Origin of the sequence: Actinocrinis sp. (genome assembly GCF_035653575.1) — a bacterium.
In the GTDB taxonomy this organism is placed as follows: Bacteria; Actinomycetota; Actinomycetes; order Streptomycetales; family Catenulisporaceae; genus Actinocrinis.
The window spans coordinates 1-13,780 of record NZ_DASRBQ010000129.1; the positions used below are offsets into that span (position 1 = coordinate 1).

Sequence of the window (13,780 nt, forward strand, 5' to 3'; positions counted from 1 at the left end):
GCGAGCTCACGGGCAGCAGGGATCACGTCGAGCCCGTGGACGCCCCTCACGACTGCGTCCTCGGCAACCGCCCGGCCAGCGATCACGTCCACGAGGTTCACGCCCAGAGATTGGAGCTCCAGCCCGAGCTGGCGAGTGAGCGCGAACTGCGGATCAGTGTCGACGAGGAGCAGACGAGCACCGCTCTTGGCCAGGAGCACGGCCACATTCGCCGCCGTGGTCGTCTTCCCCACCCCTCCCTTCTGCTGCGCGATCACGATGACCATCACGACCTCCTCTGGTTGATGTCAGGCGCGCCGAGCGGCTGCCGCACGGCGTTTCTCGTTGGTTCTGAGCGCCAGTCGCTCGGGCTCGTCTGCCAGCCGCAGATCGCGGCCGACGTGCTCCGCGCAGCGGGCGATGAGCCGCCCGAAGCGCTTCTGGAGCCACGACACGGTCTGATCGGGCGCGCCGATGACCAGCGCCCCGGCGCGGTCGACCGCGATCAGCTCCAGCGGCTCAAACCAGACCGCGAACACGCTCTCGCTCACGGCGCCGACGAGCTGCGCACGGATCAGCTCCCAGACCGCGTTGTCCTCGGCAGTCGGCAGCACCAGGCCGCGCCGCAGCTCGGCGAGATCGATGCGGACCACTCGTTGCCGCTTGCGTCCGCTGTCGGTGACGTACGTCTGCTCGACCAGGATCGGGTCAGGCAGGCTCCCCCCTGCAGGGGGGTTGGGGGGGTCTTCGTTGGTTCCCGGGTTCTGGGGTTCTCTTCCCGCGCGCGCGAAGGGCGCCGGGGTTTCTGCCGGGGTTTGTGCCGGGGTTTCCGGCGCTGGGAGCTCGAAAAGTGTCCGATCCTGACCGCCGTTTACGAGCGAAACCCCGGTACGGATCGGACACTTTTGCCCGGAAACTGTCCGATCCTGACCGCGCTTTCCATCCGAGCCAGCCGCAGCCGCAACCAGCGGCCTGGCGCCTGCTGGCGGCGGCACGCGCCGAGCTAGACGCGCCGAAGCTGCGTCCGCGAGCTGGCGCGGGTCCGCAACGGTCCAGACGTTCGTGTTCCCGCGACCACCCGTGCCGCTGACCAGGACGAGCTCGCCCGAGACCAGCAGCGCCTGCCGCCCCCGCCGATACGACCTGTCCGTCACCCCCGCCGCCGCACAAAGCTGCTCCGTCGAGAGGTCACGGACAACGCCGGCCTCGTCCGCCAGCGCCGCCATCGTCGCCAGCAGCAGGCGCGCCGGCCCGGACGCCCGGCTATAGCCCAGGACAGCCTCGGCGAGCTCCGCGTTGACCGCGCCGTCCCACCACGGCCCCGTGTCGGCGAACGCGAGCCGCACGGTGCTTGCCCGCCCGCGCCCGGTCACGCGCTCCTCGACCTCGACGAGCCCGCGGCGGATGAGCTGCTCGCGCGCCTGTTGGTATCGGCTGCGGCGCAGCCCCGCCCGCGCCGATGCCGTCGGCGCCCCAGGCCACGCCCGGTTCTCGCGATCGGCGAAGCTCGCCAGCGACAACGCGACCAAACGCTCGCCCCCGGACAGGTCATCACGCGCGAGCACGGCCGCGATCGCCCGACGACTCATCGCGCGCCTCCGACTGAGTCCGTCCGAGGGCGCAGTAATCTTTGCTCCAGTCCACCCGAGGACGCAGAGCTTCCGTTGTTGCCTCGATCCCCCTCAGCTGTTGACGCAGCTGGCCCGGGGATCGACGCCGTTAAGGGGCGAATACCCGACCGCGGCGGTTGCCCGCGCGGACGAGCCCCCGGCTGTCGAACTCTCAACTCCTGCGATTCACCTCCCCGGGGAACTCATCCCCGAGGAGCACGACGCGTCCGATCACGAGCGCGCCGCTGCTGGTCCCGAAATCCGTTTTCGGGACCACAACCACGACAAATCCCAGCAATCCAAGACAGTAATTCCTGCCACGGAAAGCGAGATCAGGCGCAAAACTGCCTGCAAATCGCTGTGAAATAACTTCACAGACCAATCGCTTCACACGCGAGAGGTCGCTGGTTCGAACCCAGCCGTGCCCATCATTTTTTTCCTGGATATCGCCAGTATCTGCTAGCTCGGTGTTCCACGATCCGCCGAGCCGCCGCAACCGGGTCTGGCAGACCGACTTCTCCGAGCTTGAGACCCGCGCCGGCGGGGTGTGGCAGATGGGCGGCGTGGTCGACTACGTGAGCAAGTTCTGCCTGACCCGCCCGGTGACAGCGACCAAGGCCTGGCGCGAGGCTGTCTCGTGTCTCCCGAGCAACAACAGCTCAAGCTCGCCCGCATCCAAAAGCTCAACCAGCGGCTCCACCGCGCCTACCTGCTCGCCCACCAGCTGCGCCAGATCTACCGCGTCGGCTTCGACCAAGTGATCGCGCTGCTCGACGCGTGGCTGCGCTGGGCGCGCCGATCCCGTCTCGAGTCGTTCGTCAAACTCGCCCGACGGATCACCGAACAGCGTGAAGGGATCGAGGCCGCGATCCGGCACGGCCTCCCGAACGCATGCGTCGAGCAAGTGAACACACAGCTGCGGCTGATCATCCGCCGCGCGTTCGGATTCCACTCCTAACAAGCCGCGATCAACCTCGCGATGCTCGCCCTCGCCGGCCTCTGCCCATCACTCCCACGGCGGTGACACAACCCACGGCTCCTGCAGGAGACCCCGAAATGGGACAGTCTGAGGACCGGCCGAGCCCACGACCGAGCGGCAGCGAGGCGCACGACCGCGGACCGCCAGCTGTGCCCCGGGAATACCGCGATCACACGAAGGCAGGTGCGCTTTCGGCGGTCGGTCAGCTCCCGAGTCGGGCGATGCAGCGCCGTCGACGCCGTCCTCGCTGATCAGGTCGGGAGCGTCCGTCCGGAGCCCGGCTTCTACCCGATGATCAACTGGTCAGCGCGGGAGCGACTGGGTGTCCGCACGCGAGCGTAGCGGCCGCCAGGTCACGGTCCCATGTGACGACTACGAGCGTAGGATCTGTCACGCTGAGCGCTGTCGCGAGATGAACCGCGTCATAGCCCCGGAGCGCATGCTTCTCCGCCAGCTCGCCGGCCTCTCGTGCAAGCGTGTCGTCGACGCCGATCCGCTGCATCGACGCCACGACGACGCCTAGGTCGGCGACCGCCCGTCGGTACGCGCGCGTGTCGACTCGCCCGGCCCGCGCCGCTGCCGCAAGCGCCGCCCTCGCCTCCGGATAGACCAGATGGCTGGCGAGCTTCAACTGCGCGGCTTCCCACAGCTGATCGGCGAGCTCCGAGCCGTCCTCGGCCACGATCAGCTTGATCACCGCGGACGTGTCGAAGTAGGCGTTCAGCGCCGCTGGTCCGCAACCAGATCAGAGACGCTTGCCCGAGCGTGACCTCGTTGTCGGAGCCGCCACCGCCCGCTTGGCACCGACACCAGGCCGCGGGCACGCAGACCCTCCAGGGGGTCGACCTGGTCCACGGGCGTGAGGCGAGCGACGCGCTTCCCGCGCATCGTCACGACTACCTCGCCGCCGTCGGCTACGTGGCGGACATACCGACTCAGATGATCATGAAGGTCACGCACCCCGACCTCATGCTTGAGCTCTTCTTGTGGCGTCATAGACAAGATTATACGCACCACATTCGCTCCCTCCGCCGCAGCCGGGGTGCCCCAAACCCATCGCCATCGTGTGGCCGATAGACACCTACATGCCGCCGATCGATTATGGAGCTCCCCCGATTTTCCGGACACCCGAGCGCTTGTGTTGAAAGCGCTTCGAACGGACGGTGTCCGTCATGCCGAAATCCGGGGCTCCCGGCATCGATGTAGGTGTTCGATCTCGGGAATCGGCGTGCTGAGGGCGCACCAAGGTCATCGGCCGCTTCCCCGGCGAGACCGGCTGCCTATCGCTGTGCTGGGCGGCACTGGACCTGATCATCACCCAATCCACCCGCCTCGTGTTCACCGATCTCGAGCGCCAAGCGCTGGCGCGGCTGCGTGACGGTCACTCTCTCCCAAGCCCGTGGAGGTGGTGGCAGCCTAACGTGCAATGTAACTATCAGCACGAACCTGCGTCGTCAGAATCTACAGCAGCGCTGGGACGCAACCCGCCGGCCATCGCTCGGACTCGACGGGCTACTTCACGCACGCGACCAGGTTCTCGCAGTCGATGCCGTCCAGGAACGCGGCCGAGCGCCAGTTGGTGCTGAAGATCGAGGAGGCTGGTTGCCCGTTGACGGTCGCGGCCAGCAGGCGCTGGTCGGCGGTGGTGTCGCCGAGCAGGAACCGGTCAAACCAAGCCCGGGTGTAGTACTCGAAGTTGTGGAGCATGGTGTCGCTGGTCGTCGTGTTGTTCTGGGCCCAGTCGCTGTGCGTGGAGCCGCGGAACACGACCTCCATGGACGGGACGCCGGCGTGGCGCCACACCTCATAAGCGGTCTTCTTCAGATCGGGATCGGTGTTGGTCGGCTCGTCCGCACCCCGCCCGTCGGACGCCTCCCCAAGCGCCGGAACGGTCGGCGTGATCGGGTCGCTTGAGCCCGGAACCTCGCCCCCGATCAGCTGCCCGGCCACGCCGCCGCCGCTCGGTGAGCCGGCATCGCCGGTCAGGTCCGAGGCCAGGTTGTCCCAGGCCACGATCGCCTTGATCCGGTGGTCGACCATCTGCGCGTAGCTGACCGCGCGGGCCGACAGCGAGTGCCCGGCCGCGCCCAGCTCGTTCGGGTCGACCGAGCCGGCGAACGGGTCATAGGCCGAGGTCAGGTAGTCGAGTCCCGTCTGGATCGCGTCGACGTAGTTGGTGGCCTGCTGGAACGGCACCCCGGGGCAAGCCTGGGTTGGATCCGACGGTGGTGGGACCTGGCAGGCCGGGTTGCCGAACGTCCTCGAGTGCCCAACCCCCTGGGGATCGATGGTCACCGCGATGTAGCCATGGCCGGCCAGGTCTCGCGCCGACCATTGGTACATGGCCTCCACGCCGGGCCCGCTCCCGGGACCAATGACCACGGCCGGTCGCAACGCTCCGAACCGGGCGTCCGGGGAGCCGGCGCTCAGGTCCAGGGGAGCGAACACCGTCCCGGCCAGACACGCCCCCGTGCGATGGGACGGGAACGTGAACGTGGCGCTGCGCCACTGACCCTCCCACGAGTAGGCCTGATACGGGTCGTCGTAGGTGGGGATCTGGCCGGCAGCCACGCTCGGCGAGGGGTCGCACGCGTGGGTGGCGTCGGCGGTGGCGATCCCGGGGACAGCGGCCAGCGCAGCCGAAGCGGCCGACGCGGCGAGGATCAGACGGGATCGGGTCATGGTCATGAGCATGAGGGCACCGGAGTTGGTTGATAGGCGGGGTTGCCCGCGCCGGAGCTTCCGCTCGGCGTCGGATTCGGGTCCTGACGGGCGCCGGCCGCGGCGGCCAGGCCATTGCCTTGCGGAATGGTTCCGGCCGGAAGGCTGTCCACGTAGTCGATCGAGCCCTCAAACCCGGCCGCCATCGACGCCAGCAGCGACGGGTTCACAGCGCTGGGCTGATCGCCCGCCGTGTGGAAGTAGTAGCTGCCCCCGCTGATCGAGATGATCGGCACCCCCTGGTGGTAGGGGTAGGCCTGCTCGCCGACGTTGCGCACGGCCGGCGAGCTCGAGCCGGTGATCGTCGCCGTGCCGGCAAACGCCGCCTGGACCCCGGGAAGCAGCAGCGGGTTCTCGCTGACGTAGAACAGCCGGGTCAGGTCACCGGCGGGGGCTTGCACCACGCTTCCGTCGGGCGCTTCGGCCAGCTGGGCTGCCCCGATCGATGCCCCGAGGTGAACATAGGCCTGGGCAGCCGAGAACCAGCCCGGGTGGTCCTGCATGAACAGGGGCAGCCCCAGGTAGCCGATCTCATGGCCGGTGGTGGCCACGAAGATCATCGTGAACGGGCGGCTGCTCTGCGGAAGCGAGGCGTAGTGGCGAGCCAGCCCGAGGAAGATGGCCACGCCCGACCCGCGCTCGGACGCCGCAGGCCCGAACGCCGAGGTCGGAGTCCCGATGACCACGTAGTGCGACGGATCGGCGCCGGGCAGCACGCCGTACACGTCGCGGTCGCAGCCGGTTCCCACCGAGGCAGTCAGGGTCAACGTGGCCGGGGCCCCGGCCTTGGCTGCTGTGATCACGCCCGCCCCGGTGCGCTTGCCCACGAACACCGTGGGCAGGTTCTGGACGCCCTGGCGGGAGTCGATGTCCTCCTGGACCGGATAGTCCTGCGCGCCCTCGGTCACGGCGACCAGCCCCACCGCCCCGGCGGCCTGGGCGGCGGTGAACGCGCCGTCGAGCGTCGGCTCGACCGCGTCGTCGACCATCGGCACGTCGATGACCTCGATCTTGCCCGCCACCCCGGCCCGCGAGTCCTCCTGGGCGCTGCCGGTGCCGGCGTAGACCAGCGGTGCGCTGACCCCGGCGGCCGGGGTCGTCCCCGAATAGAACCGGGGCGCGGTCGACGGAACGGCCTGACCGGTGACCTGCAGCGAGACGGTGGACGGGGCGAACCGCAGGAACGTGAACGCGTCGCTTCCGGTCTGCAGGCCGACCGCAGCCAGTTGCTGAATTACCCAGTCCTGCGTCGCCGCCCCGTTGGCCGACCCGGTGAGGTGGTCGGTGCCCAGCCCGGCATAGGTGGTGACGTCGGCCATCAGGCTCTGGGCCGACAGCGGGTCGGCCAGGGCCGGAGCCGCGCTGTCCAGGGCGAGCGCCGCCACGATGAGCACTGTGACCCGTGCCCTCATGGGGTCACGCACCCGCTGAGGTTGCCGCAGTCAACCCCGAGCCCGGGCAGGTAGGCCGCGGAGTGGTGGTGGTCATAGGAACGACGTGGTCCCCGGACGGCGGCGTCCAGCACCGCCGTCTCGTCGATCTCGCGCGGCGGCCTGCCCCGCCTTCGTGGAACACCCGCAGAACCCTGCATCTCCCGCCCACCATGAGATCACCGCAAGAACGAACCGTCAAGGTCGAAAAGAGGGCGCTCCTCTAGGCCCGTCTGGACGTCGATCTCCTGCACCGCCCAGTCGATCGCCGGCTTTGAGACGCCGGGCAGGCGGACCGGTGATGAGGCCGTGATGTAGGCGTCGCCGTCGGGCGTGAGGCGGAACTCGTGCAATCCCATGTCGAGGCCGTTGCCGACCGGAGGTTCTGCTCCTTGAAGTCGGTGATCAGCGTGTTGCGCGAGACGGGGTAGGGCCACACCAGGTTGCCCTGCGGGCCGAGGATCATCGGGCGGTTCTGGACGGGCCCGACTGCGGCGCCACGAAGGTGTCGCCCCCCGCCGCCGGCGCGTGGTTCTCGGTCACCGTGAGGTCTCCCCCTGGACGAACGGACGGTCGGGATGAAGCTCCCGCCGTCGCCGTCCGAGCCGGCCGCGATGTGTCCGGTGTGCGCGCCCGAGACCAGTCGGTCACCTGCACCTGCCTGATCGCGCTGGCCGGCAGGCCCCGAAACGCGATCTGCGTCTGAGCCCGGTTGTACTTGCTGCCGGCCAGCGGGTAGACGCTGATGCTCGGCTGCGCCCACGCGCTCGCCGCGGTTGCCGCGGTTGCCGCGAGGCTGACCGCCGCGAGGAGCGTCGCCGCGCCCGCGCGCCCCAGGTGGGATGACCGCATCACCCGGGACGCGGTCCCCGCCTGCCCGCGCGCAACTCTGGGCGCCCGGACGAGTTAGCGGGGTGGGACGGGCCTGGACGGACATGCCTGAAGTCGTCGCTCACCGACTGCTAGTGCTCCTGGGCGTCGCCGCGGTCGCGGGCGGCGGCGCCGGCGTGGGCGTAGCCGCCGGCGCCGGCGGGACGGCGCCCACCGCCCCGACGACGGTGTCGACCGGCACCTCCACCGCTCCGCCGCATCCGCCCGCCTGCCGGGCGACGGCCGCGACGCTCTACGTCGCCCCCAACCCGTCGGTCGCCGGGCGCAGGACGGCGCTGTTCGGGCATGTGTCGCTGGCCCGCCGGGCCACGCGCGGCGGGCACGCGGCGCCCCGACCCTGCTCGGCGACGGTGGTGCTGTGGCGGCGCCTCCCCGGACAGCGGACGTTTCGCCCGGTTGGTCACCGGCTCCTCGCCGGCCGCGGCGATTACCGCTTCGTGTTTCCGGCGGCCCGCGCGCAGACCAGCTCCGAGTGGCGCGCGACGAGCGGCGCCGTGGCAAGCCGGACCGTCGCGCAGGGGGTGTACGCGAACGTGTCGCTCGCGAGCACCGCGACGTTCGCGATCTCGGGCGACACCGAGAGGTTCAGCGGCGAGGTGGCGCCGGGCCACGCCGGACAGCGGGTGCTGCTGCAACGGCTGGTGGGAGGGACCTGGAGGACGCTGAGGCGACCGCGCCTGAACCTCGGCTCGAGCTTCTCGGCGAAGTTCAAGTTCGTCAAGAGTGGCGCTCAGCAGTGGCGGGTGCTGCTGCCCGCCGACCCGGCCAACCTGCAGTCCAGCTCGCCGCCGCTCAGGGTCAGGATCGCTCCGGCGACCGGGATCCACAAGATCCGGCACATCGTGATCATCATGCAGGAGAACCGCTCGTTCGACAGCTACTTCGGCACGTTTCCCGGAGCCGACGGCATTCCGCCCGGGGTGTGCGTCCCCGACCCGCTCAACGGTGGCTGCATCGCGCCGTATCACGATCCTTCGGATGTCAACTACGGCGGGCCGCACGGGTATTCGGACGCGTTGGCCGACATCGACGGCGGGGCGATGGACGGGTTCGTCGCCCAGGTGGAGAAGGGCATGAGCTGCTCGACCACCAACCCGGAGTGCAGCCCCTGCACGCAGCAGGCCAGCGGCGGGCAGGAGCAGCAGAACAGGTGCGTCGATGTGATGGGCTACCACGACGCGCGTGAGATCCCCAACTACTGGACCTATGCGCAGGATTTCGTGCTACAGGACCACATGTTCGAGGCGACCGACTCCTGGAGCCTCCCGTCGGCGCTGTACAAGGTCTCGGAGTGGTCGGCCTGGTGCTGGGGCCCGAACAACCCGTTCTCCTGCCACAGCGCGCCGCACTGGTCCAACCCCGACTGGGTGTGGGGCAGCATCGCGGACATCAACGGTCCCTCGGACCAGACCCCACACTACGCCTGGACGGACATGACCTACCTCCTGCACGGGCAGAACGTCAGCTGGCGCTACTACGTGATGACAGGGCCCCAGCCGGACTGCGTGAACGACAGCGCGGTCAGCTGCCCCCCGATCGCCCAGGCCTCGACCACGCCCGGGATCTGGAACCCGCTGCCCGACTTCACCGACGTGCGCGAGGACGGCCAGCTCGGCAACATCCAGCCGCTGTCGAGCTTCTACGCCGCGGCGGCCGGCGGCACGCTGCCCGCCGTCTCGTGGATCGACCCCAACGGCATCGTCTCCGAGCACCCGCCCGCGCGCGTCAGCGACGGCCAGCGCTACGTCACCGGGCTAATCAACGCGATCATGCAGAGCCCCGACTGGAAGAGCACGGCGATATTCCTCGCCTGGGACGACTGGGGCGGCTTCTACGACCACGTCCCCCCGCCCACCGTCGACCAGCAGGGCTATGGCCTGCGGGTGCCGGCAATCGTGATCAGCCCGTACGCCAAGCGCGGGTACATCGACCACCAGGTCCTCAGCCTCGACGCCTACAACAAGTTCATCGAGGATGACCTGCTCGGGGGCGAGCGGCTCGACCCCGCCACCGACGGCCGCCCCGACCCCAGGCCCGACGTCCGCGAGTCGCTGCCGATCCTCGGCAGCCTGGCCCGCGACTTCAACTTCGCCCAGCCGCCGCGCCCGCCCCTCATCCTTCCGACCAACCCGCCGCCGGGGCCGGCATCCACGCCGCCCTAGCGGCAGAATTGGTCGAGCCCGCTCGCCCGGCGGGATCACACGATGGAGCTTCAGCGACAGCTCGTGGACGCGGAGATGCTCGCACCGGGCACGGGCGAGCCGATCCGCACCACGATCGACGTGCGCCTCGACCCCCTCACGGGCCACAGCTCCCGCATCCTGCCCGAACGGGGGCTGATGCCCGCCAACGCCTTCGACCTGGAGGCGTTCGGACGCGAGAGCGAGCCGCGCTGCCCGTTCTGCGCGCCGCGCATCGACTCCGCGACGCCGAGGCTCCCCGCCGAGATCGCGCCGGCGGGACAGATCATCCGTGGCGAGGCGGTGCTGTTCCCCAACCTCCACGCCTACGCCTCGCACAGCTGCGTCTCGGTGTACTCCCCGCGGCGCCACTACCTCCCGCTGGGCGAGATGACCGAGGGGCTCCTGGCGGACAACCTCGCCACCCAGGTCGAGTACGCGAAGGCGGTGGCGGCCGCCGACCCGGCGTCGCGGTGGGCGTCGATCAACGCCAACCACATGCTGCCCTCGGGCAGCTCGCTGTTTCACCCTCACCTGCAGGGGATCGTCGACTCCGAGCCGACGACGATGCAGCGCATGCTGGCCGAGCTTCCCGCCGAGCGCTTCCGCGCCTACCTCGACGCCGAGCGGCGGGCCGGAGAGCGCTACCTCGGGAGCACCGGACGGGCCGAGTGGCTGGCCAGCTTCGCGCCGATCGCCCCAGCCGAGCTGCGCGCGCTCGTGCCCGGCGTGGCCTCGCCCGCCGAGGCGGACGAGGACCTCGTCGCGGAGCTGGCGCGCGGCCTTGCGATCACGCTCCGCGCCTACGCGGAGATGGGGTTCGAGAGCTTCAACCTGGCCGTCTACGGCGCGCCCCCGGGAACCCTCGGCTACCCGCTGAACCTGCGGATCGCGTGCCGCTCCAACCTGAGGCCGTTCTACCGCTCGGACTCCACCTTCCTCGAGCGGCTGCACTGGGAGGGCGCCGTCGACCTCTCCCCCGAGCGCCTCGCCGAGCGGATCGGCGAGCGCTTCCGGTGCTGAAACCGCCCGCCTGTATCCTTGCTCGCGGCGATGAAGCTCGCCCTGGACCGCGCCTCCTGGCGCTGATGGCTTCTACGGTTGGACCCAGCCGGGACCGCCGTCGAACGCACGGGAGGTGACGACCAGCATGACCGAGACATCTGTGCAGCTGTCGCTGGACGAGCTCGCCGCGCGTGCCAGTCGGGTCCTGGATGAGGTCGAGCGCGCCGTGGTGGGCAAGCGCGATGCGCTCGAGCTGGCGCTGTGCGCCCTGCTCGCCGACGGCCACGTGCTGATCGAGGACTACCCCGGCCTGGCCAAGACCCTGCTCGCGCGCTCGTTCGCCGCCGTCACCGGAACCCGCTTCGCGCGGGTCCAGTTCACGCCGGACCTGATGCCCTCCGATGTCACCGGGGGCTCGGTCTTCAACCAGCGCAGCTCGGAGTTCGAGTTTCGCCCGGGGCCGGTGTTCACGAACATCCTCCTTGCGGACGAGATCAACCGCGCGCCGCCGAAGACCCAGGCGGCGCTGCTGGAGGCGATGCAGGAGCGTCAGGTGACGACCGACGAGCGCACGCGGCCGCTGGAGCGGCCGTTCCTCGTGCTGGCCACGCAGAACCCGATCGAGTACGAGGGCACCTACCCGCTGCCCGAGGCGCAGCTCGACCGCTTCCTGATCCGGATGCGGGTTGGCTACCCGTCGCCCAGCGCCGAGGCGGAGATCCTCGAGCGGCGCCTCAAGCGCCGCCAGGACGAGGCCGAACTGGCACCCGTCGTCGACCGCGACGAGCTGCTGGCGATGCAGCTCGCAATCGAGGACGTGCACGTCTCCGAGAGCATCGTCGGCTACATCGTGGCGCTGGTGAGCGCGACGCGGGAGAGCCCCAGCGTCCAGGTCGGCGCCAGCCCCCGGGGCACGCTGGCGCTGATGAAGCTCGGCCGGGTCAAGGCCGCGCTCGACGGACGCGACTTCGTGGTCCCCGACGACGTCAAGGCGATCGCGGTGCCCGCGCTCGCGCACCGGCTCGCGCTGCGTCCCGAGCTGTGGGTCCAGCAGGTGCAGCCCGAGGACGTGGTGCAGGAATGCCTGAGCTCGGTCCCGGTGCCGGCGACCGAGCCCTCCGGGGCGGAGGGCTCGCGATGAGGCTCCGCCTCCGCCGCCAGGCCGCACCCTCGGATGGGCCGTCACGGGCGGCCGAGGGGCGCGGGGTGGTCCGTCAAGCGCCGCCGAGCGTCGTCACGAGCTGGCTGCGGCAGGGCCTGCGCAACAGGATGTGCCCCCTCTGCCGCGTCGCCCACAAGGCCGATCGGGAGTACATCTGGCACTTCTACGACGAGGCGAGCAACGACATGGGGGTGGTCGACGAGGTCCGCCGCGCCTACGGCTTCTGCGCCGAGCACATGGAGATGCTGCGACGGATCGACGTCGAGGACATGAAGACGACGCTGAGCATCAGCGTCCTGCTCGCGGACACCTTCGCGGGCATCGTGGAGCAGTTGCAGTCGCTCGGGCCCGGCTCGCGGTTTGCGCCCGCGCGGTGCCCGGCGTGCGCCAACCGCGAGGATCACCTGCGCCGGAACGCCGATTACCTGCTCGACCTGCTGGCCACCAGCCCCGGCTACCGCGAGGAGTTCGAGGCCTCTCCCGGTCTCTGCTTCCCCCACTTCGAGCTCGCCTGGGAGCAGGCCCGCACCCGGAGTGACCGCGAGCTGCTGCTCGCGGTCCAGCGGGACGCCTCACGGTCTCTGCTGGGCGAGCTGCGCGAGCACGTCCGCAAGCACGACGACAAGTACCGCCACGAGCCCAAGGGGCCCGAGCGCGACTCCTGGCAGCGCGCGATCTTCCTCACCACCGGCTGGCCGCCGCCCAAGCAGTCCGCGGCTGAGCCGGAGGAGGGCCCGTGAGGGCCGCGGGCGGGGATGGCGCCGGGAGGGCGTCCGGCTGCAGGGCCGGCTCAGATCGAGTCGATGAACTCGTCGATGGGGATCGCGGAGAGCGTCTCGTAGCGCGCGCTGATTGACCCGGCGAGCATAACTTGACGCCCCGTTAGCACGTACAATCGCCCTCGGCGATGAGGCTCGCTCCGGACCGCGGCATGGTGCTGCTGATGGCCTCTAACGAAGCGACCCGCTCCACAGGAGGTCGATGTTTGCCCAGCAGGCGCTACCCCGACGAATCGTGCTGAGGCGGCCGTCGCGCAGAGTCGAGATCGGCGCGGCCGCGAGCGCCTAGGCACGGCGGGGGATCAGGGTGCCTGGCTTCCTCACCCATCACGGCGTGGTGGTGGCGTTGGTCTGCGCGGGCGCGGCGATCGCCTACGGCGTCCTGACGTCGCGCTCGCTGCTCATGCTCTCGCCGGGCAACGAGCGGATGCGCTCGATCTCGGCCGGGGTGCAGGAGGGCGCCTCCGCGTATCTCAACCGGCAGTACGCGATCATCGCGGCGATCGGCGTGGTCGTCTTCGTCCTGCTGATCCCGCTGCAGAACATCCGCGTGGCGATCGGGTTCGCGATCGGCGGCGCGCTCTCGGCCGCTGCCGGGTACATCGGGATGAACATGTCGGTGCGCGCGAACGCGCGGGTGGCCGAGTCCGCCCGGGGCGGGGTGGCCCGTGCCCTGGCGGTCGCCTTCCGGGGAGGGGCGGTGACCGGCCTGCTGGTGGTGGGGCTCGCGCTGCTCGCGGTCGCCGGCTACTACGGCGTGTTGACCTGGATCGTGGGCGAGACGCAGCACAACGCGATCAACGCGCTGATCGGGGTCAGCTTCGGCGGCTCGCTGATCTCGGTGTTCGCCCGCCTGGGCGGCGGGATCTACACCAAGGCGGCCGACATCGGGGCGGATCTGGTCGGCAAGATCGAGGCCGGGATCCCCGAGGACGACCCGCGCAACCCGGCGGTGATCGCCGACAACGTCGGCGACAACGTCGGCGACTGCGCCGGGATGGCGGCCGACCTGTTCGAGACCTACGCGGTCACCGCCGTGGCCGT

At 70.1% G+C, this 13,780-nt stretch carries 13 protein-coding genes and 1 riboswitch; of the genes, 6 read left to right on the forward strand and 7 right to left on the reverse strand.

Annotation, left to right across the window (positions count from 1 at the left end):
- Together VFA06_RS18800 and VFA06_RS18805 are read right to left on the reverse strand one after the other, a co-directional pair.
- Positions 1 to 266 (reverse strand): ParA family protein (locus tag VFA06_RS18800; RefSeq protein ID WP_324841926.1); only part of this gene is annotated, 266 nt, incomplete at its 3' end.
- Positions 267 to 287: 21 nt separating this feature from the next.
- Positions 288 to 1,568, reverse strand: coding sequence for a DnaA N-terminal domain-containing protein (locus VFA06_RS18805; protein ID WP_324841927.1), 1,281 nt, complete (start codon positions 1,566 to 1,568; stop codon positions 288 to 290).
- Positions 1,569 to 2,226: 658 nt separating this feature from the next.
- Between VFA06_RS18805 and VFA06_RS18810 the strand changes: the two genes are divergently transcribed.
- Complete coding sequence (locus VFA06_RS18810; protein ID WP_324841928.1) at positions 2,227 to 2,547, forward strand: transposase; 321 nt, start codon at positions 2,227 to 2,229, stop codon at positions 2,545 to 2,547.
- Between the two features lie 316 nt (positions 2,548 to 2,863).
- On the opposite strand, the gene VFA06_RS18815 is transcribed toward VFA06_RS18810, so the two are convergent.
- The 5 genes from VFA06_RS18815 to VFA06_RS18830 all read right to left on the reverse strand — a co-directional run bounded on the left by VFA06_RS18815 (position 2,864) and on the right by VFA06_RS18830 (position 7,078).
- Positions 2,864 to 3,292 (reverse strand): type II toxin-antitoxin system VapC family toxin, encoded by a 429-nt coding sequence (locus tag VFA06_RS18815; protein ID WP_324841937.1) that lies wholly within the window; start codon positions 3,290 to 3,292, stop codon positions 2,864 to 2,866.
- Entirely contained in the window at positions 3,289 to 3,564 is a 276-nt protein-coding gene (locus VFA06_RS25940; RefSeq protein WP_349260245.1) for a type II toxin-antitoxin system prevent-host-death family antitoxin, read from the reverse strand. The genes VFA06_RS18815 and VFA06_RS25940 overlap by 4 nt, the downstream gene beginning before the upstream one ends.
- 516 nt (positions 3,565 to 4,080) lie before the next feature.
- The gene (locus VFA06_RS18820; RefSeq protein ID WP_324841929.1) at positions 4,081 to 5,250 is read right to left on the reverse strand and encodes a hypothetical protein; all 1,170 of its coding nucleotides are present in this window, start codon (positions 5,248 to 5,250) and stop codon (positions 4,081 to 4,083) included.
- A 2-nt stretch (positions 5,251 to 5,252) separates the two neighbouring features.
- Positions 5,253 to 6,713 (reverse strand): M28 family peptidase, encoded by a 1,461-nt coding sequence (locus VFA06_RS18825; RefSeq protein ID WP_324841930.1) that lies wholly within the window; start codon positions 6,711 to 6,713, stop codon positions 5,253 to 5,255.
- A gap of 185 nt (positions 6,714 to 6,898) precedes the next feature.
- Complete coding sequence (locus VFA06_RS18830) at positions 6,899 to 7,078, reverse strand: hypothetical protein (RefSeq protein ID WP_324841931.1); 180 nt, start codon at positions 7,076 to 7,078, stop codon at positions 6,899 to 6,901.
- A gap of 576 nt (positions 7,079 to 7,654) precedes the next feature.
- On the opposite strand from VFA06_RS18830, the gene VFA06_RS18835 reads away from it, so the two are divergent.
- The 5 genes from VFA06_RS18835 to VFA06_RS18855 all read left to right on the forward strand — a co-directional run.
- Entirely contained in the window at positions 7,655 to 9,772 is a 2,118-nt protein-coding gene (locus VFA06_RS18835) for an alkaline phosphatase family protein (protein ID WP_324841932.1), read from the forward strand.
- Between the two features lie 42 nt (positions 9,773 to 9,814).
- The gene (locus VFA06_RS18840) at positions 9,815 to 10,813 is read left to right on the forward strand and encodes a hypothetical protein (RefSeq protein ID WP_324841933.1); all 999 of its coding nucleotides are present in this window, start codon (positions 9,815 to 9,817) and stop codon (positions 10,811 to 10,813) included.
- Between the two features lie 17 nt (positions 10,814 to 10,830).
- Positions 10,831 to 10,895, forward strand: a riboswitch (Fluoride riboswitch).
- Positions 10,896 to 10,940: 45 nt separating this feature from the next.
- Positions 10,941 to 11,936 (forward strand): MoxR family ATPase, encoded by a 996-nt coding sequence (locus tag VFA06_RS18845; protein WP_324841934.1) that lies wholly within the window; start codon positions 10,941 to 10,943, stop codon positions 11,934 to 11,936.
- A 65-nt stretch (positions 11,937 to 12,001) separates the two neighbouring features.
- Entirely contained in the window at positions 12,002 to 12,697 is a 696-nt protein-coding gene (locus tag VFA06_RS18850; RefSeq protein ID WP_324841935.1) for a DUF6062 family protein, read from the forward strand.
- Between the two features lie 346 nt (positions 12,698 to 13,043).
- Positions 13,044 to 13,780 (forward strand): sodium/proton-translocating pyrophosphatase (locus tag VFA06_RS18855; RefSeq protein WP_324841936.1); only part of this gene is annotated, 737 nt, incomplete at its 3' end.

What these genes read in the sequence shown, in the direction of transcription:
- VFA06_RS18835 (WP_324841932.1), top strand. Translation starts at nt 7,655, where the DNA reads ATGCCTGAAGTCGTCGCTCACCGACTGCTAGTGCTCCTGGGCGTCGCC.
- VFA06_RS18840 (WP_324841933.1), top strand. Translation starts at nt 9,815, where the DNA reads ATGGAGCTTCAGCGACAGCTCGTGGACGCGGAGATGCTCGCACCGGGC.
- VFA06_RS18830 (WP_324841931.1), bottom strand. Translation starts at nt 7,078, where the DNA reads ATGGGATTGCACGAGTTCCGCCTCACGCCCGACGGCGACGCCTACATC.
- VFA06_RS18845 (WP_324841934.1), top strand. Translation starts at nt 10,941, where the DNA reads ATGACCGAGACATCTGTGCAGCTGTCGCTGGACGAGCTCGCCGCGCGT.
- VFA06_RS25940 (WP_349260245.1), bottom strand. Translation starts at nt 3,564, where the DNA reads ATGACGCCACAAGAAGAGCTCAAGCATGAGGTCGGGGTGCGTGACCTT.
- VFA06_RS18820 (WP_324841929.1), bottom strand. Translation starts at nt 5,250, where the DNA reads ATGACCCGATCCCGTCTGATCCTCGCCGCGTCGGCCGCTTCGGCTGCG.
- VFA06_RS18805 (WP_324841927.1), bottom strand. Translation starts at nt 1,568, where the DNA reads ATGAGTCGTCGGGCGATCGCGGCCGTGCTCGCGCGTGATGACCTGTCC.